Annotated in this window: 15 protein-coding genes; 10 read left to right on the top strand and 5 right to left on the bottom strand. The window is 57.9% G+C overall.

Annotated features, from left to right (window positions below; genetic code table 11):
- The first annotated feature begins 36 nt into the window (after positions 1 to 36).
- Positions 37 to 867 carry an NADPH-dependent 7-cyano-7-deazaguanine reductase QueF gene (gene queF, locus J0G10_RS20705; protein WP_220556612.1) on the top strand — a complete coding sequence of 277 codons (831 nt, stop codon included), beginning with the start codon at positions 37 to 39 and terminating at the stop codon, positions 865 to 867.
- A 187-nt stretch (positions 868 to 1054) separates the two neighbouring features.
- Here queF and J0G10_RS20700 read toward each other — a convergent pair whose 3' ends face one another.
- On the bottom strand, positions 1055 to 1318 hold the full coding sequence (locus tag J0G10_RS20700; protein WP_095050478.1) for a DUF4404 family protein: 264 nt from the start codon (positions 1316 to 1318) through the stop codon (positions 1055 to 1057).
- Between the two features lie 108 nt (positions 1319 to 1426).
- Positions 1427 to 2047, bottom strand: coding sequence for a phosphatase (locus J0G10_RS20695; protein WP_095050479.1), 621 nt, complete (start codon positions 2045 to 2047; stop codon positions 1427 to 1429).
- Between the two features lie 198 nt (positions 2048 to 2245).
- On the opposite strand from J0G10_RS20695, the gene J0G10_RS20690 reads away from it, so the two are divergent.
- Positions 2246 to 2935 (top strand): MlaA family lipoprotein, encoded by a 690-nt coding sequence (locus J0G10_RS20690; RefSeq protein WP_038362262.1) that lies wholly within the window; start codon positions 2246 to 2248, stop codon positions 2933 to 2935.
- Between the two features lie 52 nt (positions 2936 to 2987).
- Here J0G10_RS20690 and J0G10_RS20685 read toward each other — a convergent pair whose 3' ends face one another.
- A complete protein-coding gene (locus J0G10_RS20685) occupies positions 2988 to 3287 on the bottom strand; it encodes a PilZ domain-containing protein (RefSeq protein WP_220556611.1) in 300 nt (99 codons plus the stop codon).
- A gap of 275 nt (positions 3288 to 3562) precedes the next feature.
- Here J0G10_RS20685 and rssB point away from each other — a divergent pair, with 275 nt between their 5' ends.
- Positions 3563 to 4744: a two-component system response regulator RssB gene (gene rssB / locus J0G10_RS20680; RefSeq protein ID WP_095050481.1), complete on the top strand. Its 1182-nt coding sequence runs from the start codon at positions 3563 to 3565 to the stop codon at positions 4742 to 4744.
- On the top strand, positions 4744 to 5226 hold the full coding sequence (gene rssC, locus J0G10_RS20675) for an anti-sigma factor antagonist RssC (protein WP_003226553.1): 483 nt from the start codon (positions 4744 to 4746) through the stop codon (positions 5224 to 5226). Before rssB ends, rssC begins: the two co-directional genes overlap by 1 nt.
- A gap of 113 nt (positions 5227 to 5339) precedes the next feature.
- On the opposite strand, the gene tal is transcribed toward rssC, so the two are convergent.
- Both tal and J0G10_RS20665 read right to left on the bottom strand, forming a co-directional pair.
- A complete protein-coding gene (gene tal, locus J0G10_RS20670) occupies positions 5340 to 6266 on the bottom strand; it encodes a transaldolase (protein WP_016986723.1) in 927 nt (308 codons plus the stop codon).
- A 202-nt stretch (positions 6267 to 6468) separates the two neighbouring features.
- Entirely contained in the window at positions 6469 to 7422 is a 954-nt protein-coding gene (locus J0G10_RS20665; protein WP_220556610.1) for a cellulase family glycosylhydrolase, read from the bottom strand.
- A 293-nt stretch (positions 7423 to 7715) separates the two neighbouring features.
- Between J0G10_RS20665 and J0G10_RS20660 the strand changes: the two genes are divergently transcribed.
- Genes J0G10_RS20660 through J0G10_RS20635 form a run of 6 tightly spaced genes read left to right on the top strand, consistent with a single transcriptional unit; the run spans position 7716 to position 14998 of the window.
- A complete protein-coding gene (locus tag J0G10_RS20660; protein ID WP_220556609.1) occupies positions 7716 to 8156 on the top strand; it encodes a low molecular weight protein-tyrosine-phosphatase in 441 nt (146 codons plus the stop codon).
- A 39-nt stretch (positions 8157 to 8195) separates the two neighbouring features.
- On the top strand, positions 8196 to 10424 hold the full coding sequence (locus tag J0G10_RS20655) for a polysaccharide biosynthesis tyrosine autokinase (RefSeq protein WP_095124332.1): 2229 nt from the start codon (positions 8196 to 8198) through the stop codon (positions 10422 to 10424).
- Between the two features lie 40 nt (positions 10425 to 10464).
- A complete protein-coding gene (locus J0G10_RS20650) occupies positions 10465 to 11547 on the top strand; it encodes a glycosyltransferase (protein ID WP_095050484.1) in 1083 nt (360 codons plus the stop codon).
- Positions 11548 to 11562: 15 nt separating this feature from the next.
- The gene (locus J0G10_RS20645) at positions 11563 to 12675 is read left to right on the top strand and encodes a polysaccharide pyruvyl transferase family protein (RefSeq protein ID WP_095124334.1); all 1113 of its coding nucleotides are present in this window, start codon (positions 11563 to 11565) and stop codon (positions 12673 to 12675) included.
- The gene (locus tag J0G10_RS20640; RefSeq protein ID WP_095124335.1) at positions 12672 to 13904 is read left to right on the top strand and encodes an oligosaccharide flippase family protein; all 1233 of its coding nucleotides are present in this window, start codon (positions 12672 to 12674) and stop codon (positions 13902 to 13904) included. Before J0G10_RS20645 ends, J0G10_RS20640 begins: the two co-directional genes overlap by 4 nt.
- Entirely contained in the window at positions 13895 to 14998 is a 1104-nt protein-coding gene (locus J0G10_RS20635) for a hypothetical protein (RefSeq protein WP_095050487.1), read from the top strand. The genes J0G10_RS20640 and J0G10_RS20635 overlap by 10 nt, the downstream gene beginning before the upstream one ends.
- Positions 14999 to 15003: the final 5 nt, after the last annotated feature.

Genomic DNA, 15003 nt, shown 5'->3' with positions numbered 1-15003 from the left:
GGTAGAATCCGCTGATTCTTCAGTCAGGTTTCCGCCATGCATCCCGCAGCCGAACATTCGCCGCTGGGCAAATCCAGCGAATACATCGCCACATACACGCCGTCCCTGCTGTTCCCGATTCCGCGCACCGCGAAATGGGCCGAACTGGGCCTGACCGCCGAAACCCTGCCGTATAAAGGTGTGGATTTCTGGAACTGCTTCGAGCTGTCGTGGCTGCTGCCGTCGGGCAAGCCGGTGGTGGCGATCGGCGAGTTCAGCATTCCGGCGGATTCGCCGAATATCATCGAATCGAAGTCGTTCAAGTTGTATTTGAACTCGCTGAACCAGACCGCGTTTGCCGACGTTGCGAGCCTGGAGGCGACACTGATCAAGGATTTGTCCGCCGCCGCCGGCAAACCGGTAGGGGTGCGGGTTCGCAGCCTGAAAGACGTTGAAGCGGAAGGCGTCGTGGCGTTGCCGGGCGTGTGCATCGACGATCTGGATATCAGTGTCAGCAACTATGAGCATCCGCGCCCGGAACTGCTACGTTGCGATGATTCGCGGATTGTGGAAGAGAGCGTGCACAGCCATCTGCTCAAATCCAATTGCCCAGTGACCAGTCAGCCGGACTGGGGCAGTGTGGTGGTGGAATATCGCGGCTCGGCGCTGGATCATGCGAGTTTGCTGGAATACATCGTCAGCTTCCGTCAGCATTCGGACTTCCATGAGCAGTGTGTGGAGCGGATTTTCCTCGATCTGCAGCGCTTGTTGAAACCTGAGAAATTAACGGTATTTGCACGTTACGTGCGTCGCGGCGGTCTGGATATCAACCCGTATCGCAGCACCGAAAGCTTACAGCTGCCGAACCACCGGCTCGTGCGTCAATAAAGATCCGGAATGTGCGATATCCAATGTGGGAGCGAGCCTGCTCGCGAATGCGTAGTGTCAGTCGACATCATCGTTGAATGATCCACCGTATTCGCGAGCAGGCTCGCTCCCACTAGGGACTGTATTTCAAGTCCGGAAATGAAAAAGCCCTGCCAGTGATGGCAGGGCTTTTTGCGTTACGGGGGAATCAGATCCCCATGCTACCCAGCGCATTGACTATATTGCGCAGGGTGCCGGCAATGGTCGGGTGTTCGACTTCGAAACGCTCCACTGCCAGATTCACACCATCGACGATGCTGGCGTCTTGAGTAGCCGCTTCCAGTTGGATTTCCGATTCAATCTGCGCCATCAACGCATGTAAGTCTTCACGCTCAACTTCCGTCAGCGGCGGATTCTGCTCCAGCTGCTCGCGCAGGGTCTCGAGCTGTTTTTGCAGTTCTTGGGCGGGCATGGTGTTTTCCTTTTATCAATAGGCACTGGCATTGACCGCAGCCGCGCGCCAAAGGTCTATGGCTGACCTTTAGATTAATCCACTCCCGGCAAACCTGCATGATCCCGATCAGGGCTTTTCGCCTTTGAGGCGGCGCAGGCTGATGTCTGCCAAACAAGTGTCGAGTTCGCCCAAATGATCGATCACCGAATGCACGCCCAGCCCGAATAACTGCACGGTCGCCTTGCCGCGCAAGTGTTCGCGTTCTTTCTGGCTCAAGGCTTGCCATTCGTGGGGTGCCAGGCCACACAGCGAGCCGCAGGAGGCGAGGCCGATGGTCCATAGCCCGGCGTTCAGGCCGGCCTGCAACAGGCGCGGCTCACCGCTGACCAATACGCAGCCGTCCAGACTGGCGACGTTCAAGTCCATCAAGGCTTGCCAGCAGGCGTTCGGCGCAGGCCACGGATTGATTGTTGCCGAATGTTGCGCAGGTTTGATTGACGCCGGGAGTAAGGCCGACAACGATTGGGCGAGCGCAGGGGGCAGTTCATCCAGCCAGGCGCAGGGAATCTGCTGGCGCTGCAAATTGTGCAGGCTGTCGAGCGCGCCCGGTGTTGCCTCGGCATGCTCGGGCAGGGCGATCGTCTGTTGCCGGGCACGAGCACCGAAATCCACCAGACAGCCGCTGAGTCCGAACAGTACGGCTGTCAGGCCCGGCGCGGCGAGGGGCAAGGTTTCGGCATGTGACATGGCAACGTCCCTGAAATAGCGATAAGGCTAGTCATTCCAGGTGACAGTTGCGTGACGGCTATGTGAAGCGCGACGTGGGAAGCGTCCTACAACTTTGCACAATTGGCCGACTGTCCAAACCGGCGTTTACGCTTATACTAGCGACCTTAATGCCCGGACTCCGATGTCCGCGACAGTACAAATCCAAGGAGTTTTTCTATGCGCTGGAGCTATCCGCTCGCTCAGCTAAGTGTATGTGCCGGCCTGTTGCTGGCGCCGTTCGCCACTCAGGCGGCAACGGAAGAAGACCCTTGGGAAAGCGTCAACCGCCCGATTTTCCAGTTCAACGACTTCGTTGACACTTACGCGCTGAAGCCATTGGCCCAGGGCTATGAGTTTGTCACGCCGCAGTTCCTTGAAGACGGCATCCACAACATGTTCCGCAACGTCGGTGACGTCACCAACCTTGCCAACAACATCCTGCAGGCCAAACCGGCTGCCGCTGGCGTCGACACGGCGCGCTTGATCTTCAACACCACGTTCGGTCTGCTCGGCTTCTTCGATGTCGGCACCAAAATGGGCCTGAACCGCAGCGACGAAGACTTCGGCCAGACCCTCGGTTACTGGGGCGTGGGTAGCGGTCCGTACGTGATGCTGCCGCTGATGGGGCCGAGCACGTTGCGCGATGCGCCTTCCAAGTACGTCGACAGCTATACCGGTATGTACCGCTACATCGACCACGTGCCTACGCGTAACTCGATCTTCGGTCTGAACATCGTCGACACCCGCGCCAGCCTGCTGTCGAGCGAGAAGCTGATCAGCGGCGACAAGTACACCTTCATCCGCAACGCTTACTTGCAGAACCGCGAGTTCAAAGTGAAGGATGGCCAGGTCGAAGACGATTTTTAATCTCGACCGGTAAAAAGAAAGGCGACCTCAGGGTCGCCTTTTTTGTGTGTAGCTATTTCATTTTCAGAATGGTCAGGCCGAGCTTCTGGCCGCCGCCGTCCTGTGGCCTGATCCACACCACTTCGGTCTCGGCTTCAAGCCCACTTAACGCTGCGTGTTCAGAGTCGATCCGCACGCTCAAACGGTCACCGACCGTGAACTGGCGCGGTGCTTCGACCTGCATGCCACTGCTGGAGAGGTCGATGCACACCCCTGAAACCTCATCCCCTTCATGAATCAACACGACATCGGCATCGACCCGCATGCGGATGAAATCGCGCTTTTCGCTGTAGTCCCGACTGGTTTGACTCATAGGTTCGTCCTTCCATTGGGTTACGGTTTGAGCTGTTCTTATAACTCTCGGTGATTTGACAAGTAAAGTCGTCAAGCGACCATCGGCGCATGCTTGAAACGCTCTGCGGATGGGAGTACCGTCTGCGCCTTAGAAGGGCACCTCTGGTGCAACCGCGTTTGCAGTCAATGCTCGAAAGCGGTGCAGCAGAGAGGCTAGAAAGCGAATCCAGTAGTCTGCGCAGGGCCAGATGCCCCGCCAACTACGCCAACCTAATTCTGGCGCCGTTTGCCCACATGCCAAAAACCAGTGCCACGCTGCTGATAATCGATGATGACGAAGTAGTGCGCGCGAGCCTCGCGGCCTATTTGGAAGACAGTGGTTTCAGCGTCCTGCAGGCCAGCAACGGCCAACAGGGTCTTCAGGTATTCGAGCAAGACACGCCCGACCTGGTCATCTGCGATCTGCGCATGCCGCAGATGGGCGGTCTCGAACTGATCCGTCAGGTCACCGAGCGATCGCCGCAAACGCCGGTGATCGTGGTGTCGGGTGCCGGCGTGATGAACGACGCGGTCGAGGCTTTGCGCCTGGGCGCGGCGGATTACCTGATCAAGCCTCTCGAAGATCTGGCTGTGCTCGAGCACTCTGTGCGCCGGGCCCTTGATCGTGCGCGCCTGCTGGTGGAGAACCAGCGCTACCGCGAGAAGCTGGAAAAGGCCAACCGCGAGCTTGAGGCCAGCCTGAACCTGCTCCAGGAAGACCAGAACGCCGGTCGCCAGGTACAGATGAACATGCTGCCGGAAAGCCCGTGGAGCATCGACGAGTTCAAGTTCGCGCACCAGATCATCCCGTCGTTGTACCTGTCGGGTGATTTTGTCGACTATTTCCGTGTCGATGAGCGCCGGGTCGCCTTTTACCTGGCCGATGTATCCGGGCATGGCGCTTCTTCAGCCTTCGTCACCGTGCTGCTGAAGTTCATGACCACGCGCTTGCTGTTCGAATCCAAGCGCAACGGCACCTTGCCGGAATTCAAGCCTTCGGAAGTCCTTGGTCATATCAACCGGGGGCTGATCAGTTGTAAGCTGGGTAAACACGTCACAATGGTCGGTGGAGTCATCGACGAGGAGACCGGTTTGTTGACCTATAGCATCGGCGGCCATCTGCCGTTGCCTGTGTTGTACACGCCTGACAGTGTTCGTTATCTCGAAGGGCGTGGTCTGCCAGTGGGGCTTTTCAATGAAGCCACTTACGAAGATCACGTGCTTGAGCTGCCGCCGACGTTCAGCCTGACGCTGATGTCCGATGGCATTCTGGATCTTTTGCCAGAACCTACGCTCAAAGAAAAAGAAGCCGCTTTGCCTCAACGGGTGAAGTCGGCGGGCGGCAGCCTGGATGGTCTGCGGCAAGTGTTTGGATTGGCCACGCTAGGGGAGATGCCGGATGATATCGCCCTGTTGGTGTTGAGCAGGAATCTTTAATGAGTACCGGTAGAATCCAGTTCGCCGAGCAGGACGGCACCTTTGTCCTGAAGTTCGTCGGTGAAGTTCGCCTGACCCTGTGTTCGGCGTTGGATGCGACTATTGAGAAAATCTTCACCGCGCTGAATTTCAACGCGATCGTGATCGATTTGACCGAAACCCGCAGCATCGACAGCACAACGTTGGGCCTGCTGGCCAAACTGTCGATCCTGTCGCGGCAGAAGGTCGGCCTGCTGCCGACCGTCGTCACCACCCACGAAGACATCACCCGTCTGCTGCAATCGATGGGTTTCGAGCAGGTGTTCAACATCGTCAACCACCCGGTGCCATGTCCCGAGTGTCTGGACGACCTGCCTGATCAGGACCAGTCGGAAGAAGTGGTGCGGATCAAGGTGCTCGAAGCGCACAAGATCCTCATGGGCCTGAACGATTCCAACCGGGAAGCGTTTCATGACCTGGTGAATGCCCTCGAGCGGCATTAAGTGATGCCGACCGGAGGGGCCTCTTCGCGAGCAAGAACACCTACAATTTCCGGCAGCAACAAAAAAGGGCGAACCCTCACAGGTTCGCCCTTTTTGCATTTCGCTAACTCAAATCACAGCTTGGCCTGCAACAGCGCCTCAAGCTTCTCCTGGTCGCGAGCGAACTGACGGATGCCCTCAGCCAGTTTCTCGGTGGCCATTGCGTCCTCGTTGGACAACCAGCGGAATTGCGCTTCGTTGAGGCTCAGACGGGCTTCACCGGCGTTGCCCGGGGCCAGTTTGCGCTCCAGCTTGCCGGTATCGGCCGCCAGCTTGTCGATCAGGTCCGGGCTGATGGTCAGGCGATCGCAGCCGGCCAGTTGCTCGATCTGGTTGAGGTTACGGAAGCTCGCGCCCATGACCACGGTCTTGTAGTCATTGGCCTTGTAGTAGTTGTAGATGCGGGTCACCGACTGTACGCCCGGATCATCAGCACCGGTGTAGTCGTTGCCGTTGGCCTTCTTGTACCAGTCGTAGATGCGGCCCACGAATGGCGAAATCAGGAACACACCCGCGTCGGCGCAAGCGGCGGCCTGGGCGAAGGAGAACAGCAGGGTCAGGTTGGTCTGGATGCCTTCCTTCTCCAGCACTTCGGCGGCGCGGATGCCTTCCCAGGTCGAGGCGATCTTGATCAATACGCGATCACGGCCAATGCCGGCCTTGTCGTACAGTTCGATCAGGCGATGTGCGCGCTTCAGTACCGCATCTTTATCAAACGACAGGCGCGCATCCACTTCGGTGGAAATACGGCCCGGGATCACTTTGAGAATTTCCTGACCCACCGCGACGCCGAAACGGTCGCTGGCCAGGCCGACATCGCCCTTGCAGTCGCTGACGCAGGCGTTCAGCAGCTCGGCGTAGGCCGGAATGGCCGCCGCTTTGAGCAGCAGGGAAGGGTTGGTGGTGGCGTCGACCGGTTTGACTCGGGCGATCGCTTCGAAGTCGCCGGTGTCGGCAACAACGGTGGTGAATTGTTTGAGTTGTTCCAGCTTGGAAGTCATGGGCGTGCTCTGTCCTATGGGTCTGATGACATTACCCGAGCGCTGACGGCCACTCAAGGGTAGGTGCGTGTATCGATGGCCCCTGCAGCAACAACCTGAAAACGATTGTTTGAAAGGCGGGGCGCGGTATCGATGAATACGATGCCAAAACAGCCAACAGGTTCAAAGCAACCGACCTGCGTACAGGCCGGTTGTGCATGCGCTACTGGGCGTTCAACAGGGCTTCGACGGACATACGTGCCGGTTTCGGCTGACCGTCAGAGGTCAGCAGGCCAAAGTTCTTCTCGCGATCGTTGCTGCCCGAATCGCTGTTCTTCCATTCATAAATGGACGTCAGCGGAATATTGAGTTTTTTAACATCGCCAATAAACGTGTTGATCTTGCTTGCTTGTCCTTCAGGCCCACCATTGGAGGCAAGTGCCGAGATCCCCCATTCACTGATGACTCCCGGCAGATGGAAGTTTTGCTGAATGAAGTTTTGCGCGTTGCTGATCTGCGTGGCGGTCATGCCGTAGGGGTGGTAGGACACGGCGCTCAGGCATTTGGGGTATTCGCTGACGATGCGGTTCAGCGCCACGGTTGCAGCCGAGCCTGCGCTAGGCGGGCGGGCGAAGCCGTAACCGATCACGGGTGTCGATAGCGGTTGCTCCTGCAGAGCCTTGCACACGCCGCTCATGAACGGCACAAACGTGGTGTCGAAATTGCGCGTCGGCCAGTAGGTTTCCAGGTCCGGCTCATTCCATAACTCGATCGCCACCAGTTGCGCGCTGTACGACTGTTGCAGCCCCGTCACGGCTTTGGCGAAGCCTTCACCGGCAGTGGTCACTTCGGCGCTCGAGGTGGCGGGCAACGCCTTGATCGCGCGGACCGTCAGCAACACCGGCAAGCCCGCAGACTGTGCTGCGGCAAAGGCATCGCTGACCTGTTTCTGATAAGCCTTGGCTGTCAGGCTGTCGCTCCACACACCGAAGCGGACAAAACCGAAGCCTGCCGATTTGATCTGCGCGGCGTCGGTGGCTGTGAAGTTCTGGATCTTCACCTGCACACCGATGTTCTTGGCTGGAAGGTTGGGAAACAGGGCGCTGGCGTGAACCTGAGTTGCACCCAGCGCCATCAACGCCAAAGCGCCGAGTCTTTTGAGATGTGTTGGTTTCATGTCTGCTCTCCCGAAGAGAAGTGACAACTGCGAATAAATGATCTCGTTTCTCAATTTTCGAGTGAGGTGATGGCACTTAGTGCGCGAATGTTAGTTTTTGTCGGGAAACAATCATCTGAAAATCACAGTTATTTTTAGTCCGTTAATAGTGGTTGGGGAGCTTTTAAACGCTGTGGTACTTAATGCTTCGGTACTAACAGGGCGAATCTATTTCTGAGTGCAGGAAGATCTTGAGGGTTCATTCAATTGCTCTCGGATGTTGGCCGTTTGACATTACACAGGAAAGTAAAACCTTGTTCAGAAAGATCCTTGTCGTTTGCGTGGGCAATATATGCCGTAGTCCGACGGCAGAGCTGATGTTGCGTAACGCGCTGACCCCCTCAGCGATCACCGTTTCCTCCGCAGGCCTGTCGGCGCGGGTGGGCGAGGGTGTAGAAGCGTCCGCGCGGCAAGTGCTCGAAGACCATGGCCATAACGCCGAAGGCTTCATGGCACGGCAACTGACCGCAGACATCGTCAATGAATCAGACCTGATTCTGGTCATGGAAAAACAGCATGTTAATCAAGTACTGAAGATTGCCTCTCATGCGAGGGGCAAAGTATTTCTGCTCGGCAAGTGGCAGAGCGAGCGCGAAATACAAGATCCATATCGTCAAGGCAAGGCCGCTTTTATTCATGCCCATGCATTGATTGAAGATGCTGTTAGCTCATGGGCACAACGTCTCGCGCGTTGATGAATATTCTTCAGATCAATGAATGGTAAGAACAGACTTATGCAGTTACCGTCCGTCATCGGCACCCGCGACAATGATCAAGACAGTATTGATCTTCTCGGCATATTCGGCAGTTTGATCGACCAGAAATGGTTGATCGGCGCGCTCACCGGCGCCTTCATGGTCACCGGTGTCGCGTACGCGGTTTTGGCCACGCCCGTGTACCTGGCCAATGCGCTGGTGCAGGTCGAGCCGAAGAAGAACGACATGCTCGGGTTTTCCGACCTCAACAGCATGCTCGGTGGGCAATCGCCGTCGGTGACCGAAATCGGCATCATCAAATCCCGCGCGGTGATCGGCAAAACCGTCGACGACCTGCGGCTGGACATCGATGTCACCCCCAACACCTTCCCGATGATTGGCGGCTTTCTCGCCCGGCGTTATCGCGGCGAGACTGAAACCAGTGTCGCGGCGCCGCGTTTCGGTCTGAACAGTTACGCCTGGGGTGGTGAGCGTCTGGAGTTCGCCCGGCTCAATCTGCCGAAAGAACTGTTGGGCAAGAAACTCACCCTGATCGCCGGTGAACAGAAGCACTTCCAGTTACTCGATGACAACGACAACCTGCTGGTGGAAGGCGTCGCCGGTGAAGCCTTCGCGCAGGATGGCGTAGAAGGGCAAATCACCCAGTTGTTGGCGAATCCCGGTACGCGTTTCGAAGTGGTGCGCAATCCGCGAATCGTGACCATTCAGGGCTATCAGGACGCACTGGATATCTCCGAACAGGGCAAGGAATCGGGGATTATCAAACTGGCGCTGGCCAGCAGCGACGCCGCCGAAGCGGTGAAGATCCTCAACAAGATCGCCGCGCTGTACGTCGATCAGAACGTGCGCCGCACCTCGGCGGAAGCAGCGCAGAGTCTGGCTTTCCTGCAAAGCCAGTTGCCGCAGGTCAAGCGTGATCTGGCCAAGGCCAGCGATGCGCTGAACGCCTATCAGACCCACGGCAAGACCGTGAACATCTCGCTGGAAACCCAGTCGGTGCTCGGTCAGTCGGTAGCGCTGGAAACGCGGATCTCCGAGCTGAAAATGCAGCAGGCGGAGATGGATCGCAAGTTCACCAAACAGCACCCGGCCTATCGCGCGTTGATGAGCCAGATCGGCGAACTGACCCAGCAACAGAAGTCGCTGGAAGGCAAGGTTGGTGATCTGCCTGCCACGCAACAAGAGCTGCTCAACCTGACCCGCGATGTCGAAGTGGCCTCGCAGATCTACACGCAGTTGCTGAACAAATCCCAAGAGCTGGACATCGTCCGCGCCGGTGCCGTGGGTAACGTGCGTCTGGTCGACGCAGCGGATGTCGACCTGACCAGTCCGGTCAAACCGAAAAAAGCCCTGATCGTGCTGATCGCCACCTTCCTCGGCGCTTTTGTCGGCGTGGCGCTGGTGCTGCTGCGCAAATCCCTGAGCCGTGGTCTGGAAGGCCCGGAAGCCATCGAGCAACTCGGTTTGCCGGTGTACGCGTCGATTCCGTACAGCGCCTTGCAGGATGAAGAAGACAACAAAAAAGGCCGCGCCCGCGACGGTGTCGACAAACCGGCGTACCTGCTGGCCCTGCGTAATCCCACGGATCTGTCGATTGAATCGATCCGCAGCCTGCGCACCTGCCTGCATTTCGCCGGGCTCGATTCGACCAACAACCGCATCATGATTTCCGGGCCGAGCCCACAGGTCGGCAAGACCTTCGTCTCGTCCAACCTCGCCGCGGTCATGGCGTTGAGCGGTCAGCGTGTGGTGCTGATCGATGCCGACATGCGCAAAGGTCACCTGCACAAAACCCTCAACACGCCGATCACCAACGGCTTGTCCGATCTGCTGGTCAAGCGCTGCAGCATCGATCAGGCAATCAACAAGGTCGAAATCGACAACCTGCACTTCATCAGCCGTGGCCAGGTGCCGCCGAATCCTTCCGAGCTGTTGATGCACGCCAACTTCCGCGAGCTGTTGGCGGAACTGAGCGAGCGCTACGACCTGGTGATCATCGATACGCCGCCGCTGCTGGCGGTGACCGATGCGGCCATCGTCGGCCGTGAAGCCGGGATCAGCCTGATCGTCACGCGCTTCGGGGTGAACCCGGCCAAAGAGATCGAACTGACCATTCGCCGCTTCGCGCAGAACGGCATCGAGTTGAAAGGCGCGGTGTTCAACGGCGTCGAGAAGCGTGCGGCCAGCTACTACGGCAATGGCGGTTACGGCTATTACAACTACGAATACGCGTCCGACAAATCCTGACTGTCAGCGACTGTTTTTTCCTGTTTGAAGTGGGTGATTTGTGAAGAAAATACTGCACGTGGCAGAGACGATCAAAGGTGGCGTCGCGACGGTGATCCGGACGATTTCGGCTTCGCCTGAAGGCGATGCGGCGAACTACGAGCTGGTGTACCTGGTGCCGGATGATCAGGCCAAAGAGTTGCACGGTATCGGCGCGCAGCAGATCCGCACCTTTCCCCGCACCGGGCGCAACGTGCCGTCGTTGCTGCGTTTTGCCTGGCGTTTGACCCAGGTGATGCTCAAGGAAAAACCCGACGTGGTGCATTTGCACAGCACCTTTTCCGGGGTGATCGGCCGGTGCGTATGTGTGCTGCTGCGACCGTGGCGCAAGCCGAAAATCGTCTACTGCCCGCACGCGTTTTCGTTCTTGATGGAAAGCTCGCCGACCAAGCAGAAAGTCTATGCGTGGATCGAGCGGGTGCTGCAGAAAGTCACCGATGTGATCATTTGCGTCAGCCAGTACGAACTCGACAAAGCCGCGCGTTTCGGCATCGAGCGCAAGCGCATGAAGCTGATCTACAACGGCATTCACCACAAGGATGACGCGCCGAAAGCGGCGAGTCCCGAGCCGATTCATCTGCTCTTCGTCGGTCGCCTCGATTATCAGAAAGGCTTCGACGTGTTGCTCAAGGCCTTCGCCAACGTGCAGCGCAAAGACTTGAAGCTGACCGTGGTCGGCAGTGCGGTGAACGAGGACGCGGTGGAGTGCCCGCCGATGGACTCTGTTGAATACCTGCCATGGGTCACGCCGAGCGAAGTGCAGGCGCTGTATCAGAAAGCCGATGCGCTGATTGTGCCGAGTCGCTGGGAAGGTTTCGCCATGGTGCCGCTGGAGGGCATGGCCATGGGTTTGCCGGTAATCGCCAGCAACTGCACCTCGCTACCGGAACTGGTCACCAATGAAGTCTCCGGTTATGTCTTCCCGTCCGGTGATCACCAGGCATTGGCCGACGTGCTGACGATTATCCAGAAGCCACGCTTGCTCGACCTCGGCAACGAAGGACGGAGCATTGTCCGCGAGCGTTTCAGCGCCGCGTTGATGATTCGCCAGACCTACGACCTGTATCGCGCTCCCACTTTTTAAGTAGAACTCAAGCATATGAACGTAACGATTTTGCATGGCTACAGTGCGTCCAACTCCGGTGACGGCTTGCTCGTCGATCTGGCCATTGCCCTGGTGCAGCGCAACTTTGGCGAAGACACCGCGATCAGTGTCGTGGCTTCCGATCCGGATTCTTTCAGCTATTTGCCGCACCCGCGTTTCGACGCGCCGGTGATGGCGGCCAAGGGTTTGGGCCGGGTCAAGCAAGCGGTGTTCCTCAACCAGTCCTACGCCGGGCTGGCGGATCTGTTGAAGAAAACCGACCTGATCGTCGGCGTCGGCGGCGGCTACATGCGCTCGAAAAGTGCTTTCGAACATATCAAGCTGAAACTCGGCCACGCCAAGCAACTGGAAACCGCGATCCTCAGCAAAGTGCCGTCGGTGTACCTGCCGCAAAGCATCGGCCCGTTCCATGGCGAAAGCAGCAAGATCGTCGAGCATTACGCCAGCGCCGACGCGGTATTCGTCCGTGACAACCGCTCTTCGGCCATTTTCGATGCCTGCGCAAACGTCTACCGCGCGCCGGATCTGGCCGTGCAATCGCTGGCGAGCAAAATCCTTCAGCAAGCAAAATTCACCCGCTGCGCGTCGTCGCCAGCCACAGTCTGCGTGGTGCTGCGCAAGCCGCCGGAGTGGAGCAAGGAAAAGAAAGTCGCTTACGTCGCCAATCTGAAGTTGCTGCTGCAGCGCCTGAAGAACAAAAGCAAAGTGGTCTGCGCCGTACAGAGCGCGGTACGCGGCAACGATGACGGCGCGTTCTATCGCGAGTTGGGCATCAGCGAAGACCTGTTGTCGTTGAAAGCAACGATTGCCAAATATCAGCCGGACCTGGTGATTTCCGTGCGCCTGCACGGCGCCATCGAGTCGCTGCTCTCCGGCGTGCCGGCGTACCACATCAGCTACGAACGCAAAGGCTTCGGCGCCTATCAGGACATGGGCGTGGAAGACTGGGTGATCAACGGCGGCGACATCAACGTCGACACCATCATCGACACGGTTTACGCGCCGAATGCGCTGTCTAACTTCGGCAAACGCCTGACCGATACCTGCCGTGAGATCGAGGCAAAAACCGTGGCCATGGACGAGATCATCAAAGGTGTCGTTCGATGATATTTCGGCTACTGCTTCGTGGCGGTGCATTGGGCGCGAAGTTTTTGCTGGTGTTGGCGATCACCCATTACCTCGGGTATGAAGCGCTGGGTTTTTACGGTGTGGTGGTCGCGGCGTCGCTGATTGCGTCGAAGTTCTACAGCGTCGGTTTCAGTTCCGAGATCAATCGGTTGATCAGCGTCGGCGGCAGTTCGCGCCGCGTGGTCGACAAGGTTCTGCTGCTGTATCTAGCGGTGGGGCTGGTGCTGTCGGTGGTGACGGTGCTGATTTATTCACTGTTCCAGACAGTTGAAGCGAGCGCCGCGCTGATTCTCTGCGTGACGCTGGTGTTGCTCACTGAGCACCTGTCGTTCGAGATCAACTCGTTCGTGTTTTCCGCGCAGAAAGCCACGGCCGGTGCGCTGTTGTTTTTCATCAAGACCGGCCTATGGGCGGTGTTGGCCGTTGGCGGGATGATGCTCGGTTGGGTCTCGGGAATCGCCAGTGTGTTGTGGCTGTGGGTGGTCGCCAACGTGCTGGTGATCATCGCCGGTTACCTGATCGTGGTGAACGTTCATCACGGCCGAGAAGCCGGGACACTGGCCACTGCTACTGTGTGGAAAGCGGGATTACCGTTTTACCTCGGCACCGGGTTGATCGCGTTGAGTCAGTACGCCGAGCGGTTTCTGATCGCCGACCTCGAACCGTACGCCAAACTGGGTCAATACGTGTACGCGTGGTCAGCGGCCAACACCTTGCAGGCGCTGTCGTATGCGGTGGTGGCGGTGGTCGGCATTCCGGTGTTGGCCAAGCGTTTTCAGGCTGATCAGCAGGCATTCACGGTCAAGCAACTGTTCATCAACAAGTGGGTCATGCGCTCGCTTGTCGTGTCGGCTGCGGTGGCAGTGGCGATCTATGTGTTTTTCAACGTGGTGCTCGATTACGTCGCCACCAGCGTGCCGCGTCCGGACAATGCGATCCTCGGCGTGCTGATTTTTTCCTTCGCTTTGCGCGCGATTGGCGACATCGTCTGGGGCGGTCTGATTGCTTCGAAAAACAGCCGGGTGTCACTGGCCAGCGCTGCCATTTGTTTGTTGATTTCGGTGCCGGTCAGCTATGTGTTGATCAAGCACTATTCGATCTACGGCGCGGCGTGGGGCAACGTCTTCGCGATCATCGTACAACTGCTGGTGATTGCCGTGCTGACCCGCGCAACGGCCGGGAAAAAGGCTGCGTTGTCATGGGCCTGAAGCTGCCGTGCATCGAGTTTCGTGGCAAGCGACTCGATTCGTCGATCTCATTCCTGATCCTCTTCACCGGGCTGTTTCTCTCGGTGGCGATGCCGCTGTTGATCCCACGTGATCCTGGGCCGGATGCGATGACCTTGTGGTCGTCCTACGCGCGTGCCGACAACTGCAATTTCTGGAACCCGTTCTCGCCCGATCGCTCGTCCTACGAGTGTTCGGCATTCCTGCTGCGGCCCACCGGGATCAACCTGACCAATGCCTGGGCCTACGGCATGTTCTGCAATTTTTTCCTCACGGCGATTCCGGTGGTGGTGTTTCGGCGCATGCCGTTGGCGATCTTTGGCACCCTGTGTCTGTGGGGCATTGTGCGTTCGTTTTTCCTGGAGAACCTGACCAAGGAAATCATTGTGTCGGTGGCGGTGTTGAGCATTTTGCTCAGCTCGCTGACGCGAAAATATCGCGGCGGATTTTTCCTCTCGGCGGTGATCTACGGCGTGCTGATCCGGCCCTACTGGATTCTGTTTTCGCTGTCGTGGGTCGGCGTCTGTGTGATGAAAAAGTACGTGTCGCGCACGACGTTCTTCCTGATGCTGTTCTTGTTTTATCTGGCGGTGGCGATGTCGATCCAGCTCGCCCTGGGCTTTCCGGTGTCGTCGATCCGCGCCAGTAACAACGAGTTACGCACGGCGGGCGAGGAGGGCTCGAAATCGTTGATCGTGTCGTGGCTCAGCGGCAGCGACTTCGTTTCGCAGGCGCTGGACTCGATGATCATTTTCTTCCGCTTGTCATTCCCGGTGGAGCTGATTCTGCTGTCCGGCCCGGGTCAGGTGATCTTCGTCGCGTTGATGATCATGACCGCGTTGCTGTTGTTCAAAGTCATCACCTCGACCGACTACAAGGGCGCGCCGATCCAGACCAAACCCAAGGAACTGATCGCCATTCCGCTGGCGTTTCTGCTGGTGCAAGGCCTGTTCGAGCCGGACTTCGGCTCCTTCGCCCGGCACTTCTCGATGGTGGTGCCGGTGTTGTTCGTGGGGCTGGGCTTGATGCTGCGGGCGAACAAACCGGTGCAGGTTGAATCAAGAATTCTGAATTGAGGCAG

The sequence above is a fragment of the Pseudomonas germanica genome (assembly GCF_019614655.1).
Classification (GTDB): Bacteria; Pseudomonadota; Gammaproteobacteria; order Pseudomonadales; family Pseudomonadaceae; genus Aquipseudomonas; species Aquipseudomonas neuropathica.
The sequence above is the reverse complement of the archived record's forward strand: the minus strand, read 5'-3'. Positions and strand labels throughout refer to the sequence as shown.